The sequence below is a fragment of the Streptomyces sp. AB3(2024) genome (assembly GCF_041862025.1).
Classification (GTDB): Bacteria; Actinomycetota; Actinomycetes; order Streptomycetales; family Streptomycetaceae; genus Streptomyces.
This window is the reverse complement of the sequence record NZ_JBGWAB010000185.1, coordinates 1-11,971: the sequence shown is the minus strand read 5'-3', so window position 1 is coordinate 11,971 and position 11,971 is coordinate 1. Positions and strand designations below refer to the sequence as shown.

General features: G+C 72.3%; 13 protein-coding genes. 7 read left to right on the top strand and 6 right to left on the bottom strand.

Annotation, left to right across the window (positions count from 1 at the left end; genetic code table 11):
* Nucleotides 1-109: 109 nt before the first annotated feature.
* Nucleotides 110-1,339, bottom strand: coding sequence for an acyl-CoA dehydrogenase family protein (locus ACEPPI_RS37655; RefSeq protein ID WP_356211649.1), 1,230 nt, complete (start codon nt 1,337-1,339; stop codon nt 110-112).
* 196 nt (nt 1,340-1,535) lie between these two features.
* On the opposite strand from ACEPPI_RS37655, the gene ACEPPI_RS37650 reads away from it, so the two are divergent.
* On the top strand, nt 1,536-2,180 hold the full coding sequence (locus tag ACEPPI_RS37650) for a TetR family transcriptional regulator (RefSeq protein ID WP_100661026.1): 645 nt from the start codon (nt 1,536-1,538) through the stop codon (nt 2,178-2,180).
* On the opposite strand, the gene def is transcribed toward ACEPPI_RS37650, so the two are convergent.
* A complete protein-coding gene (def, locus tag ACEPPI_RS37645; RefSeq protein ID WP_373919766.1) occupies nt 2,177-2,734 on the bottom strand; it encodes a peptide deformylase in 558 nt (185 codons plus the stop codon). The two genes, ACEPPI_RS37650 and def, sit on opposite strands and share 4 nt — an antisense overlap.
* A 123-nt stretch (nt 2,735-2,857) precedes the next feature.
* Here def and ACEPPI_RS37640 point away from each other — a divergent pair, with 123 nt between their 5' ends.
* The 6 genes from ACEPPI_RS37640 (at nt 2,858) to ACEPPI_RS37615 (ending at nt 8,194) form a co-directional block, all read left to right on the top strand.
* Complete coding sequence (locus ACEPPI_RS37640; RefSeq protein ID WP_266837476.1) at nt 2,858-4,096, top strand: MurT ligase domain-containing protein; 1,239 nt, start codon at nt 2,858-2,860, stop codon at nt 4,094-4,096.
* Nucleotides 4,097-4,126: 30 nt separating this feature from the next.
* Nucleotides 4,127-4,855 (top strand): type 1 glutamine amidotransferase, encoded by a 729-nt coding sequence (locus tag ACEPPI_RS37635; RefSeq protein WP_100661023.1) that lies wholly within the window; start codon nt 4,127-4,129, stop codon nt 4,853-4,855.
* Between the two features lie 198 nt (nt 4,856-5,053).
* On the top strand, nt 5,054-6,082 hold the full coding sequence (locus tag ACEPPI_RS37630) for a 6-phosphofructokinase (RefSeq protein WP_373919765.1): 1,029 nt from the start codon (nt 5,054-5,056) through the stop codon (nt 6,080-6,082).
* Nucleotides 6,083-6,258: 176 nt separating this feature from the next.
* On the top strand, nt 6,259-7,227 hold the full coding sequence (locus ACEPPI_RS37625; protein ID WP_373919764.1) for a cytochrome c oxidase assembly protein: 969 nt from the start codon (nt 6,259-6,261) through the stop codon (nt 7,225-7,227).
* A gap of 32 nt (nt 7,228-7,259) precedes the next feature.
* Nucleotides 7,260-7,418 carry a hypothetical protein gene (locus ACEPPI_RS37620; RefSeq protein ID WP_373919763.1) on the top strand — a complete coding sequence of 53 codons (159 nt, stop codon included), beginning with the start codon at nt 7,260-7,262 and terminating at the stop codon, nt 7,416-7,418.
* A 65-nt stretch (nt 7,419-7,483) separates the two neighbouring features.
* The gene (locus tag ACEPPI_RS37615) at nt 7,484-8,194 is read left to right on the top strand and encodes a 1-acyl-sn-glycerol-3-phosphate acyltransferase (protein WP_100661020.1); all 711 of its coding nucleotides are present in this window, start codon (nt 7,484-7,486) and stop codon (nt 8,192-8,194) included.
* A 29-nt stretch (nt 8,195-8,223) separates the two neighbouring features.
* Here ACEPPI_RS37615 and ACEPPI_RS37610 read toward each other — a convergent pair whose 3' ends face one another.
* The 4 genes from ACEPPI_RS37610 to ACEPPI_RS37595 all read right to left on the bottom strand — a co-directional run.
* Nucleotides 8,224-9,888, bottom strand: coding sequence for an alpha/beta hydrolase (locus tag ACEPPI_RS37610; RefSeq protein WP_373919762.1), 1,665 nt, complete (start codon nt 9,886-9,888; stop codon nt 8,224-8,226).
* A 194-nt stretch (nt 9,889-10,082) separates the two neighbouring features.
* The gene (locus tag ACEPPI_RS37605) at nt 10,083-10,874 is read right to left on the bottom strand and encodes an urease accessory protein UreD (RefSeq protein WP_373919761.1); all 792 of its coding nucleotides are present in this window, start codon (nt 10,872-10,874) and stop codon (nt 10,083-10,085) included.
* Entirely contained in the window at nt 10,871-11,557 is a 687-nt protein-coding gene (gene ureG / locus ACEPPI_RS37600; protein ID WP_280919859.1) for an urease accessory protein UreG, read from the bottom strand. The genes ACEPPI_RS37605 and ureG overlap by 4 nt, the downstream gene beginning before the upstream one ends.
* Nucleotides 11,558-11,605: 48 nt before the next feature.
* Nucleotides 11,606-11,971: urease accessory UreF family protein (locus ACEPPI_RS37595; protein WP_373919760.1), on the bottom strand; the 366-nt coding region annotated here is incomplete at its 5' end.

Sequence of the window (11,971 nt, the reverse complement as noted above, 5' to 3'; positions counted from 1 at the left end):
GTACGCCACCACGCCGCGGGCGCACGGGCGGCCGTCCTGCGACCCCGGGGCGGCGCCCGCGCCGACGCGGGGGCCGGGGCCACCGGCCCCGCCCCCCGTACCGCCGCGGCTAGCGGATCGGCATGCCGGAGAGCGTCCGCGCGATCACCAGGCGCTGGATCTCGCTCGTCCCCTCGAAGATCGTGTAGATGGCCGCGTCGCGGTGCATCCGCTCCACCGGGTACTCCCGGGTGAAGCCGTTGCCGCCGAGGATCTGCACCGCCTGCGCGGTGACCTTCTTGGCCACCTCGCTCGCGTACAGCTTCGACATCGAGCCCTCCGCCGCGGTGAAGGGCCGGCCGGCGACCGCCATCCACGAGGCGCGCCACACCAGCAGCCGGGCCGCGTCGATCTGCGTGCGCATGTCCGCGAGCTGGAAGGCCACGCCCTGGTTGTCGATGATCGGGCGGCCGAACTGGGTGCGGGTCTTCGCGTAGTCGAGGGCGACCTCGTACGCGGCGCGGGCCGTGCCGACCGCCATTGCCCCGACCGCGGGCCGGGAGGCCTCGAAGGTGGCCATCGCGGCGTTCTTCACCCGCTCGCCGCCGCCGGCCGCCGCCCGCTCGCGGGCCCGCGCCAGGCGCTCGTCGAGCTTCTCCTTGCCGCCGAGCAGGCAGGACCCGGGCACCCGTACGTCCTCCAGGACCACTTCCGCGGTGTGCGAGGCGCGGATGCCGTGCTTCTTGAACTTCTGGCCCTGCGAGAGACCGGGAGTGGCCGGCGGCACGATGAAGGAGGCGTGCCCCTTGGTGCCGAGCTCCGGGTCGACCACGGCGACGACGATGTGGACGTTGGCTATGCCGCCGTTGGTCGCCCAGGTCTTGGTGCCGTTGAGCACCCACTCGTCCTTGGCCTGGTCGTACACGGCCCGGGTGCGCATCGCGCCGACGTCGGATCCGGCGTCCGGCTCGGAGGAGCAGAAGGCGGCGACCTTCACGTCGTCCGGGGTGCCGTACATCTGCGGGATCCAGGTGCCGATCTGCTCCTCGGTGCCGTTGGCGACGACGCCGATGGCCGCGAGTCCGGTGCCCACGATCGACAGGGCGATGCCCGCGTCGCCCCAGAAGAGCTCCTCCATGGCCATCGGGACGCCGAGGCCCGTGGGGTCGAAGAACTGCTGGGCGTAGAAGTCCAGGGAGTAGATGCCGACCTTGGCGGCCTCCTGGATGACGGGCCACGGAGTCTCTTCGCGCTCGTCCCATTCCGCGGCCGCGGGCCTGATCACGTCCGCGGCGAAGCCGTGGATCCAGTCGCGGACCTGCTTCTGGTCCTCGTTGAGCTCCATGGTGAACTCCGCCATGTCCCCTCCAGCTGTCTCACACCGCCACCGGCAGACCCACGTCCGCGAGTTACTGCGGGTAACCTGAACAATGGCCACAGTGTGTTACCGGCCGGTAAGCACTGTCAAGCGACGCCGATTCGATCGCGAGGGTGTGCGGGGTGTTACGTTGCGTGGGCGTCACGCACCATCGCAAGGGCGGGGAGAGAAACACGTCATGCACACCACTGCGCAGGCCGGTGAGCCGGGAGCGGCCGAACGCCGTCGGCGGGAGCTTCTGGAGGCGGCGGACCGCGTCGTGCTGCGGGACGGACCCAAGGCCTCGATGAACGCCATCGCCGCCGAGGCGGGCATCACGAAGCCCATCCTCTACCGGCACTTCGGCGACAAGGCGGGGCTCTACCAGGCCCTCGCGGTCCGGCACACCGACGCCCTGCTGGACTCGCTGCGGGCCGCCCTCGACGCGCCCGCCGAACGGCGCCGCCGGGTGGAGGCCACCCTCGACACCTATCTCGCCGCCATCGAGGCCCGGCCCCAGGTGTACCGGTTCCTGATGCACCCGGCCGAGGACTCGCAGAGCACCGAGCGCGGCTTCGACGTGGGCCTGCACTCGGCCCCGCTGCTGCGCCGGCTCGGCGAGGAACTGGCCCAGGTCATCGGCGAACGGGTCGACCTCGGACCGGGCGGCGAACGCACGGCCCGGATCTGGGGCCACGGCATCGTCGGCATGATGCACGCGGCCGGGGACTGGTGGCTCGGCGAACGCCCCTGCGGCCGGGCCGAGCTGGTGGCCGGCCTCACGGACCTGCTCTGGGGCCGGCTCGCCACCGCGGGCAACCGCGTGGACGGCCCCGGGTTCTAGTTCCCGTCGTCGCCGGCGGGGCCCCACGGCGCCTTGCGGATGGCCCGGCGCAGCCGGCGGGCGCGCAGCCCGGTCACCCGGTCCGCGTACACGGTGCCGTCGAGGTGGTCGCACTCGTGCTGGAGGCACCGGGCGAAGAACCCGGTGCCCTCGATCCGTACCGGGGACCCGTCCGAGGTCACCCCCTCGACGACCGCCCGGTCGAAGCGGACGGTGCCCGCCTCCAGGCCCGGCAGGGACAGACAGCCCTCCGGGCCGCGGAACTCGTCCCCGTCGGCGAGGACCAGACGCGGATTGACGACGTGGCCGACGTGGCGGACGTCATCGTCGTCGGGGCAGTCGTAGACGAAGACCCGTTGTCCGACGCCGACCTGGTTCGCGGCGAGGCCGACGCCCTGGGCGGCGTACATCGTGGCGAACATGTCCTCGATGAGACGGTCGAGTTCGGGGCCGAAGGCGGTGACCTCCGCGCAGGCGGAACTGAGCACCGGATCACCCAGCAGGCTCATGGTGCGGACGAGTCCGGTGGTACCGGGGATGGGGCGCTGTCGCATGGCCGTAAGGGTACGACGGGCGAATATATGAGGAGATCCGCGGCGTCCCTGGGGCGCCGCGGTCAAGGCCCCGGCCGCTACTGGATAGGCTGGGGCCGACCGACGCAAGGAGGACAAGGGACGATGGCAGGCAACACGGAGCCGCTTTCGCCGCGGGCCAAGCTGGCCGTTACGGCGGGCAAGGCCGCGGCGGCGGTGTCGCGGGCCGCGGGACGCGGAAGCGGATCGGTAATCGGTGGCAAGGTCGCACTCAGGCTGGACCCCGATCTTCTCGGCGCGCTGGCGCAGCATCTCGATGTCGTCCTCGTCTCCGCGACGAACGGCAAGACCACGACGACCCGCCTGATCGCGGAGGCCCTGCGGGCCAGCGGTCCGGTCGTCTCGAACGCGCTGGGCGCCAACATGCCGGCGGGCATCACCTCCGCCCTGGCCGGCGGTTCGGACGCCAAGTACGGCGTCATCGAGGTCGACGAGAAGTACCTGGCCGGGGTGGCCCGGGACGTCACCCCCAAGGTGATCGCCCTGCTGAACCTCTCCCGCGACCAGCTGGACCGCGCGGCCGAGACCCGCATGCTCGCCGAGAAGTGGCGCGAGGGCCTCCAGGGCTCCAAGGCCGTGATCGTGGCGAACTGCGACGACCCGCTGATCGTGTGGTCGGCGTCGTCCTCGCAGAACGTGGTGTGGGTGGCGGCCGGCCAGGAGTGGAAGGACGACGCCTGGTCGTGCCCCTCCTGCGGCGGCGTCATGCAGCGACCGGGCGATGACTGGTTCTGCGGCGAGTGCGGCTTCCGCCGCCCCACCCCGAGCTGGGTGCTCTCCGGCGACCACGTGCTCGACCCGCACGGCAGCGCATGGCCGATCCACCTCCAGCTGCCGGGCCGCGCGAACAAGGCCAACGCCGCCACCTCGGCCGCCGTGGCCGCGGTGTTCGGCGTGCCCCCGCAGGTCGCGCTGGAGCGCATGTACCAGGTCCAGGCCGTGGCCGGCCGCTACGACGTGGTGAACTTCATGGGCCGTGAGCTGCGGCTGCTGCTCGCGAAGAACCCGGCGGGCTGGCTCGAAACGTTTTCGCTGATCGACCCGCCGCCCACGCCGGTGATCCTTTCGGTGAACGCGCGCGGCGCCGACGGCACGGACACGTCCTGGCTGTGGGACGTGGACTACCCGCGCCTCGCCGGCCACCCGATCTTCGTGATCGGCGACCGCAAGCTGGACCTCGCGGTCCGCCTGGAAGTGGCCGGTCTGGACTTCCGGGTCTGCGAGACCATCGACGAGGCCGTGCAGCTGGCCCCGCCCGGTCAGATCGAGCTGATCGCCAACTACACCGCCTTCCAGGACGTGCGCCGCCGCGTCGGCAACTAGCACCCCGTCAGAACCGCAGAGGACAAGAGCATGAGCGACAACAGCCTGCGTCTGGTGTGGGTCTACCCGGACCTGCTCAGCACGTACGGAGACCAGGGCAACGCCCTCGTGGTGGAGCGCCGGGCGCGCCAGCGCGGCCTGGACGTGCAGCGCGTGGACGTGCGCAGCGACCAGCCCATCCCCACCTCGGGCGACATCTACCTGATCGGTGGCGGCGAGGACCGGCCGCAGCGGCTGGCCGCGGAGCGGCTGCTGCGCGACGGCGGCCTGGAGCGCGCCGTCTCGAACGGGGCGATCGTCTTCTCCGTGTGCGCCGGGTACCAGATCCTCGGCAAGGAGTTCGTCAACGACATGGGCCAGCGCCAGGAGGGGCTGGGCCTGCTGGACGTCGTGACCGTGCGCGGCGAGGGCGAGCGGTGCGTCGGCGACGTGCTGGCGGACATCGACCCGCGCCTGAACCTGCCGCCGCTGACGGGCTTCGAGAACCACCAGGGCGTCACGCACCTGGGCCCGACGGCCAAGCCCTTCGCCCGGACCCGGCTGGGCCGCGGCAACGGCACCGGCGACGGCACCGAGGGCGCGTACAGCGACACCGTCTTCGGCACGTACATGCACGGACCCGTGATGGCCCGCAACCCGCTGATCGCGGACCTGCTGCTGAAGCTGGCCCTCGACGTGAACGCGCTGCCGCCCCTGGACGACCGCTGGTACGAGGCCCTGCGCAACGAGCGCATCGCGGCGGCCACGCAGCCCGCGTAGCCCCGCCCGGCGCCCGCCGTACCGTCCGTCGGCCCGGATCCCCCAGGGGGTCCGGGCCGACGTCCGTTCGTACGATTGCCGTGCCCAGCATGTGGAGGATGGTTCAGTCCACCGGGAATCCGCTTGTAGGCTGGCAGCTAGTTCCAACCGGACGACGTGGTCCGGTCGTCGGCCCACGTTGCAAAGGTTCTTCCTGCCATGCGCATTGGTGTGCTCACTTCCGGCGGCGACTGCCCCGGCCTCAATGCCGTCATCCGTTCCGTCGTGCACCGCGCCGTGGTCGACCACGGCGACGAGGTCATCGGCTTCCACGACGGCTGGCGCGGCCTGCTGGAGTGCGACTACCGCAAGCTCGACCTCGACGCCGTGGGCGGCATCCTGGCCCGCGGCGGCACCATCCTCGGCTCCTCCCGCGTCCAGCCCGCGCACCTGCGCGACGGTGTGGAACGGGCCCGGGGGCACGTCGCCGACCTCGGCCTGGACGCGATCATCCCGATCGGCGGCGAGGGCACCCTGAAGGCCGCCAACCTGCTCGCGCAGGGCGGGCTGCCGATCGTCGGCGTGCCGAAGACCATCGACAACGACATCGCCTCGACGGACGTCACCTTCGGTTTCGACACGGCCGTGGGCGTCGCCACCGAGGCCCTGGACCGGCTGAAGACCACCGCCGAGTCCCACCAGCGAGTGATGGTCGTGGAGGTCATGGGCCGCCACACCGGCTGGATCGCCCTGCACTCGGGCATGGCGGCGGGCGCGCACGCGATCGTCGTGCCGGAGCGCCCCTTCGACATCGAGGAGCTGACGGCGATCGTCGGCGAGCGCTTCTCGGCGGGCAAGCGGTTCGCGATCGTCGTGGTCGCCGAGGGCGCCAAGCCCGCTCCGGGCTCCTCGATGGCCGTCGAGGAGGGCGGTACGGACATGTACGGCCACGAGCGGTTCGCCGGGATCGGCAACCGGCTCGCCGTCGAGCTGGAGGCGCGGCTCGGCAAGGAGGCCCGGCCGGTCATCCTCGGCCACGTCCAGCGCGGCGGCACCCCCACCGCCTACGACCGCGTCCTCGCCACCCGCTTCGGCTGGCACGCGGTGGAGGCGGCGCACCGGGGCGAGTTCGGGATGCTGACGGCGCTGCGCGGCACCGACATCGTGATGGTGCCGCTGGCCGAGGCCACGTCGACCCTGAAGACCGTTCCGTCGGACCGGTACGAAGAGGCACAGAACGTCCTGTGATGTTTCCCCCCTGCTGAGTGCCGGCCCCCCCCCCCCCCCCCCCCCCCCCCCCCCCCACACCCACCCCCACACCCCCGCCGCCCCCCCCCCCCCCCGCCCCCCCCCCCCCCCCCCCCCCCCCCGGCGGGGCCCCCCCCACTACTGTGGTGGAGCGCCACAGTCAAGGGAGTGAACAGATGGATCACAGCGGTCACGGCATGGACATGGACATGGACATGAACATGGACCTGCCGCCGTTCACCCTCGGGCGCGGGCTGGAGTTCTCCTTCGACGCCTTCTTCCTGTTCGGCTCCCTGCTGGGCCTGGCCCTGTACGGGTGGGGCGTGCTGCGCCTGCGCCGGCGCGGGGACGCCTGGCCGGTGGGCCGGACGGTCGGGTTCGTCACGGGCGTGCTGACCGTGGCGCTGGTCATGTGCACCAAGCTGAACGACTACGGCATGGTCATGTTCAGCGTCCACATGGTCCAGCACATGGTGATCAGCATGATCAGCCCGATCCTGCTGCTGCTGGGCGCGCCGTTCACGCTGGCGCTGCGCGCGCTGCCGCCCGCCGCCCGCGGCAGCAAGGGCCCCCGCGAGCTGCTCCTGATGCTGCTGCACAGCCGGTACATGCGGATCATCACGCACCCGGCCTTCACCATCCCGATGTTCATCGCCAGCCTCTACGGCCTGTACTTCACCCCGCTCTTCGACTTCCTCATGGAGTCGAAGACCGGCCACATCGCGATGATGGTCCACTTCCTCGCGGTCGGCCTGATCTTCTTCTGGCCGATCATGGGCGTGGACCCGGGCCCGCACCGCCCGGGATACGTGATGCGGATGCTGGAGCTCTTCGCGGGCATGCCCTTCCACGCCTTCTTCGGTATCGCCCTGATGATGGCGAGCGAGCCGATGATCAAGACGTATCAGAACCCGCCGGCCTCCCTCGGCATCGATCCGCTGCTGGACCAGCAGTGGGGCGGCGGCATCGCCTGGGCGTTCAGCGAGATCCCCTCGGTGCTGGTGCTGATCGCGCTGGTCTACCAGTGGTACCACTCGGAACAGCGCGCGGCGAAGCGCTCCGACCGGGCCGAGGAGCGCAACGGCGACCAGGAGCTGGAGGCGTACAACGCGTACCTCGCCTCCCTCCAAGGGCGCGGCCAGTAGCGCTCGGGCCGCCCCAGGCGCCACCATGGGGCATGACCGGATCCGTTAAGGCGATGGCGGTGACGACCTTCGCCGCCCTGGTGGCCGTCTCCGCGTACTCCGTGGCGCTCGGCAGCAACGGCTGGCTGTGGTTCGGCTGGGTGGTGCTGGGCCTGCTGACCCTGGGGATGGCCGCCGTCGGCAGCGCCTGAGCGGGCCGCGTACGCCTCGCTCCCGGTCGGACGCGGAGCGACCGTCGGGCGAAGGGAAGCACCGGGTGTTCTACCACTTGCTCAAGCACGTGCTGCTCGGACCGTTGCTGCGGATGCTGTTCCGGCCGCGGATCGAGGGGCTGGAGAACATCCCCGCGGAGGGGGCCGCGATCGTCGCGGGCAACCACCTGTCCTTCTCCGACCACTTCCTGATGCCCGCGATCCTGAAGCGCAGGATCACCTTCCTGGCGAAGGCGGAGTACTTCACCGGGCCCGGCCTCAAGGGCCGGCTGACCGCCGCGTTCTTCCGCAGCGCCGGCCAGATCCCGGTGGACCGCTCCGGCAAGGACGCGGGTCAGGCGGCGCTGCGGGAAGGGCTCGGGGTGCTCGCCCGGGGCGAGCTGCTCGGGATCTACCCGGAGGGCACGCGCTCGCACGACGGGCGGCTCTACAAGGGCAAGGTCGGGGTGGCGGCGATGGCCCTCGGCGCCGGGGTGCCGGTGGTGCCGTGCGCGATGGTCGGCACCTTCGAGATCCAGCCGCCCGGCCGGAGGATCCCGAAGATCCGGCGGGTGACGATCCGCTTCGGCGCACCGATGGAGTTCTCCCGCTACGCGGGCATGGAGCGGGAGCGGGCCGTCCTGCGCGCGGTCACGGACGAGATCATGTACGCGATCCTCGGCCTCTCGGGCCAGGAGTACGTGGACCGGTACGCCGCCGAGGTCAAGGCCGAGGAGGAGGAGAAGCGGAAGAAGGCCCGGCGCGGACCGCGCTGAGCCTTCTCCCTCGTCACTTCTCCGGGTCCTTAACGGACGGCCGGGAGCTCCTCACGCACCGCGAGCCCGTCGGCCGGGGCCTGGGCGAGCGACTTGGCGGCGGCCGGGGCCGGCGCCACCGGGGTGGCGTGCGGACCGCACTTGACGTCCTGCGCGTCGACCTTGCCGGTCAGCAGGTAGGCGTCCACGCGGGTGTTGATGCAGGGGTTGACCAGGCTGGTCACACCGTGCGAGCCGGCGTTCTGCTCGGTGATCAGACGCGAACCGGCCAGGCGGCGGTGCAGCTCGACACCACCCTCGTACGGGGTGGCCGCGTCACGCTCGGACTGGACGATCAGGACCGGCGCGATACCGCGCTTGGCACCGACCTCGATCGGGGTGCTCTGCTTGGACTTCCAGGTCGCGCAGGGCAGGTTCATCCAGGCGTTCGACCAGGTCAGGAAGGGGTACTTCTTGTGGAGCGCGGTGTTGTCGCGGTCCCACTTGGCCCAGCTGGTCGGCCACTTGGCGTCGGCGCACTCGACCGCGGTGTAGACGGCGTTGCCGTTCTCCGAGGCGATGTTGCCCGCGATGTCGGACATGTCGGGGGCGACGGCGTCGATCAGCGGCTTCTCGTCACCGGCGGCCCAGGCGCTGAACGCCTGCGCGACCGGCACCCAGGAGGAGTCGTAGTACGGCGCCTTCTGGAAGAAGCCGAGCAGCTCGTTCGGACCGGCCACGCCGCCGAGCGGGTTGGCCTTGGCCTTGCCGCGCAGCTCCAGCCACTTGGCCTCGACCTTGGCGCGGGTGTCGCCGAGGTGGAAGGAGGCGTCGTTCTTGGCGACCCAGTCCTCCCAGTCGTTCCAGCGCATCTGGAAGGCGACGTCCTGCTCCAGGTTGGCCTGGTACCAGATGTTGTCCTGCTTGGGGTTGACCACGCTGTCGACGATCATGCGGCGCACGTGGCTCGGGAAGAGGGTCGCGTAGACCCCGCCCAGGTAGGTGCCGTAGGAGACGCCGAGGTAGTTCAGCTTCTGCTCACCGAGGGCGGCCCGGATGACGTCCAGGTCGCGCGCGGTGTTGGGAGTGGTCATGTGCGGCAGCATCTCGCCGCTGCGCTCCTTGCAGCCGTCCGCGTACTCGGCGGCGAGCTTGCGCTGGGCGCGCTTGTCGGCCTCGTTGGACGGGACCGGGTCGGCCTTGGGGGCCTTGACGAACTCCTGCGGGTCGATGCAGGAGATCGGCGCGGAGTGGCCGACGCCGCGGGGGTCGAAGCCCACGAAGTCGTAGGCCTTCGAGGTGTTGACCCACAGCGGGCTCTTGTTCACGATCCGGAGCGGGAAGCGCATGCCGGAGCCACCCGGGCCACCCGGGTTGTAGACGAGCGCGCCCTGGCGCTCCTCCTTGGTGCCGGTGCTCACGGCGCGGTCGACCGCGAGGTCGATGGTCTTGCCGAAGGGCTTGGTGTAGTCGAGCGGAACCTTGACCCAGCCGCACTGGACCGGCTTCGCGAAGCCCCAGTCGGCAGGACAGTCCTTCCAGTCGATGCCGGCGCGCGCGGCGCGGGCGGCGGCGATCTGGGCGCCGACCGCTTCCGCGGCCCCGTTGTCCCGGCCGGCCGAAGCCGCCGAGGCGGACGGCGCGAGCAGCAGGCCCGCCGCCAGTGCGCCGGTGATCAAAGTGGCAGCGCTCCCCAGCGCCGCAGTACGTATCACGTGGTTGTTCCCCCTGCTCATGTGCCGCCGTGGGCGGCCGGATTCGGTCGAGTTCGGTCGTCGGCGTGCAAGGGGGATCCTTTCGCCTGACCTATACCCAACAACAGAGCAAGGTCGAGTTCTTTGCCAACCCGATAACCGGAAACGGGTGTACCGCTGAGCGGTGTCCCATTCGCCCCGAGTATGACCCGCCGTCACCACCCGTACGCGCGGGCCGCCTCGTCCAGCAGCTCGCGCAGCCGCAGTGCGTCCGGGGCCAGGGCCGTCACGAGCACCGCGGGACCCGCCAGCGGGGTGGCCGCCGCGAACTCCCCGAGCACCCGCGCCCCGGGCGGGTCGGCTTCGAACCGCGGGTCCACCACCAGCAACTGGCCGAGCGCCCGGTGGCCCGCGATGCCCGCCGGGCCGTCCCAGCCCCCGGGGGCGCCGGGTCCGCAGGACAGTTCCTGGTCCAGCAGGGGCCGGCCGCCCCGGGTGACCGTGAGCCGGGCGCGCAGCGTACCGGGGGCCTCTCCGCTACGCCCCAGCACCTGTTCCTCACGGAGCATCAGCCGGGCGGTGGGCGCCAGTTCGGCCCGGGTGCGCACGCGCAGGTCGCTGCCGCGCACGGAGACCAGCTGCTCCGGGAGCCAGCGCACCGCCGCGTCCTCGGCGAGCGAGAGGCGTACGTCGTACCGCGCGGGCTCGCCGCCCCGGCCGGGCAGGGCCAGGGTGGCGGCCGCCGAGCGCAGGGCGAGCCGGGCGCCCGGCCCCGCGTCGGCCTCCACCGTGAGGTGGTCGCCGCCGAGGGGGGCGCTCATCGCGCCGACCAGCATCACCCCGGCCTCGGCGCCCTCGTCCCGGGTCCGGCGCAGGGCCAGCGGCCCCTCCCCGGCCAGCAGGGGCAGGGCGGTGCCGCCGCGCCCGTCGCGGACGGCGCCGATCCGGGCGGTGGCCCGCAGTCCGGCCGGGGGCGCCGGGGCGGTGGCGGGGGCCGCGGCGGTCACCGTACGACCCAGGCGGCGATCCGCTCGCGCACCCAGGCGGCCACCGGGGCCACTCCCTCGGTGCCGCGCAGGGACTGGAAGGCGACGGGCAGTTCCCCGCGCTGGGCGGCCGCGTCCCGGGCCATCCGCTCCAGGTCGGAGCCGACGTGCGGGGCGAGGTCGGTCTTGTTGACGACCAGCAGGTCTGCGGTGGTGACGCCGGGGCCGCCCTTGCGCGGGATGTCGTCGCCGCCGGCCACGTCGATGACGAAGATCTGGGCGTCGACCAGACCGCGGGAGAAGGTGGCGGTGAGGTTGTCGCCGCCGGACTCGACGAGGATCAGGTCGAGCGGTCCCACGCTGTCCTCCAGCTCCTCGACGGCCTCCAGGTTCGCGGAGATGTCGTCGCGGATGGCGGTGTGCGGGCAGGCCCCGGTCTCGACGGCGCTGATCCGCTCGGGCGGCAGGACCGCCTCGCGGAGCAGGAACTCGGCGTCCTCACGGGTGTAGATGTCGTTGGTGACGACGGCCATGGACAGCTCGGCGCGCAGGGCCCGGCAGAGCGCGGCGACGGTCGCGGTCTTGCCGGAGCCGACGGGCCCGCCGAGTCCGATGCGCAGGGCGCGGCGGGTGCCGTCGGCGCGGTGCGGGTCCGCGCTGTGGGTGTGGCGCTGCGGGTAGGTCACGTCGTGGTCGAGGTGCACGGGGTCTCCTGGGAAGTGGTGTGGGCGGCCGGCCGGGGCGCGGTGCGCTCAGGAGGCGAAGAGGCGGACCGGCCAGTCGGCATGGACCTGCGCCGCGATCTCCAGCAGGGGCGAGGAGGGGGCGGGCAGCGCGTCCGTGCCCTCGGTACGGGCGAGCAGGGCGGCCTCGGCGGCCAGGGCGGCCACGGCGTCGAGCTCGGGTGCCAGCCGCGCCAGCACCGCGCTGGCCTCGAAGGGGTCCAGGCCGAGCAGCCGGACCGTCGCGGTCGCCGGACCGCTGACGCTCTCGTACGCCGCCACGTGGGCGGCGTCGAGCGCCCCGAGCCCGGCCGCCCGGGCGGCGGTCCCGAGCACCACGGGCTGGTGCGCCCCGCGCGGGAAGGCCGCGGCCAGCGCGTCGAGCGCGGGGTCGGG

Excerpts from the sequence above, each read along its gene's own strand:
- ACEPPI_RS37635 (WP_100661023.1), top strand. The coding sequence starts at position 4,127 with ATGAGCGACAACAGCCTGCGTCTGGTGTGGGTCTACCCGGACCTGCTC.
- def (WP_373919766.1), bottom strand. The coding sequence starts at position 2,734 with ATGCGACAGCGCCCCATCCCCGGTACCACCGGACTCGTCCGCACCATG.
- ACEPPI_RS37620 (WP_373919763.1), top strand. The coding sequence starts at position 7,260 with ATGACCGGATCCGTTAAGGCGATGGCGGTGACGACCTTCGCCGCCCTG.
- ACEPPI_RS37640 (WP_266837476.1), top strand. The coding sequence starts at position 2,858 with ATGGCAGGCAACACGGAGCCGCTTTCGCCGCGGGCCAAGCTGGCCGTT.
- ACEPPI_RS37655 (WP_356211649.1), bottom strand. The coding sequence starts at position 1,339 with ATGGCGGAGTTCACCATGGAGCTCAACGAGGACCAGAAGCAGGTCCGC.
- ACEPPI_RS37630 (WP_373919765.1), top strand. The coding sequence starts at position 5,054 with ATGCGCATTGGTGTGCTCACTTCCGGCGGCGACTGCCCCGGCCTCAAT.
- ACEPPI_RS37650 (WP_100661026.1), top strand. The coding sequence starts at position 1,536 with ATGCACACCACTGCGCAGGCCGGTGAGCCGGGAGCGGCCGAACGCCGT.
- ACEPPI_RS37625 (WP_373919764.1), top strand. The coding sequence starts at position 6,259 with ATGGATCACAGCGGTCACGGCATGGACATGGACATGGACATGAACATG.